Source organism: Streptomyces lushanensis (genome assembly GCF_001700515.1).
In the GTDB taxonomy this organism is placed as follows: Bacteria; Actinomycetota; Actinomycetes; order Streptomycetales; family Streptomycetaceae; genus Streptomyces; species Streptomyces lushanensis.
Map to the genome: position 1 here is coordinate 1 of NZ_MAUD01000515.1, position 1081 is coordinate 1081.

Annotated in this window: 2 protein-coding genes; both read right to left on the bottom strand. The window is 70.1% G+C overall.

What is annotated here, in order from left to right; genetic code table 11:
• Positions 1 to 4 precede the first annotated feature (4 nt).
• A complete protein-coding gene (locus BFF77_RS30640) occupies positions 5 to 424 on the bottom strand; it encodes a hypothetical protein (protein WP_066956556.1) in 420 nt (139 codons plus the stop codon).
• Positions 418 to 939, bottom strand: a complete 522-nt coding sequence (locus BFF77_RS30645) for an ATP-binding protein (protein ID WP_066956559.1) — start codon at positions 937 to 939, stop codon at positions 418 to 420. Before BFF77_RS30645 ends, BFF77_RS30640 begins: the two co-directional genes overlap by 7 nt.
• Positions 940 to 1081: the final 142 nt, after the last annotated feature.

Below are 1081 nucleotides of genomic sequence, written 5' to 3' on the forward strand. Positions count from 1 at the left end.
CAGCTCACGGGCACGGCTCCGCCCGGGGGCCCCAGGACGGAGCCGTGCCCGTGAGCTGGCAGACCATGAGGTAGAAGGGGATCGGCGGCGTGTACGGGGTCGGTGACTCGGGCCAGTGGATCAGCCGCGGATGCGCCGCCGGGACGGTCGTACCCGACACGTAGCGCGCCGGTGACGGCCAGGCCAGATCGAGATCGGAGCCCGCCGGCACGATCCACCACCACCAATCGGCGTCGGCGAAGACACAGCCCTTCTTGGGCAGCCGCGCCATCAGCCGGAAGCCGTGCTCCGCCGGGACCCCCACCGCGTCACAGCCCAGCGAGGCCGGCAGCGTGGGCGGCAGCGGCAGCCTGACGCGACGGGGCGAGAGGTCGCGGCCGTCCCGCAGTCCACGTGTGAGCCGGTCCAGTGCGGTCCTCAGCACGGTTGCTCCGTTCCGTGTGGCAGTTCTCCGTGTGACAGCTCTCCGGACGTCAGCTCTCCGTGCGGGAGTTCGGCCCAGACCACACGCCCGGGGCCGTATCCCGATGTGTCGTGCGCCCCCCAGCCGCTGCACAGGGAATCGACGAGAAACAGCCCACGGCCCCCCTCGCCCTCGGTCTCGTCCTCGGCGGCGTCGTGGAGCTGTGGCCCTGTCGGTCCGTAACCCTGGTCCTCCACGGATATCCGCAGCCGGCCGCCGCCCTCGCGCATCTCGCACACGACACGGTCGCCGGCGGCGTGCACGATCGCGTTGGTGACCAGTTCCGAGACGACGAGCACCGCGGTGGCGCGGGTCTCCTCGTCCATGTCCCACCGGGTGAGCCGGTCGCGGGTGAGTTGTCTCGCCCGGGCCACTGACTCCGCGTGAGCGGGCAACTGGAATCCGTAACGCCGGACAACGTTGCCAGGGGGGCACACGGCTATGAGCGGGGGGGTGAGCGCGTTACCAGGTGCCACGACCGATTCCTAACGGTGGGGGAGCAGCGGCCGAGCGCGAAACTCTCCCATGGCAGAGCCCGACAACCGCGTGAGCTGGTTCACCGATCCACTCTCCACCCGTCGGCGACACTTGGCAAGGGGCACTCTGAATTTTTCAGAG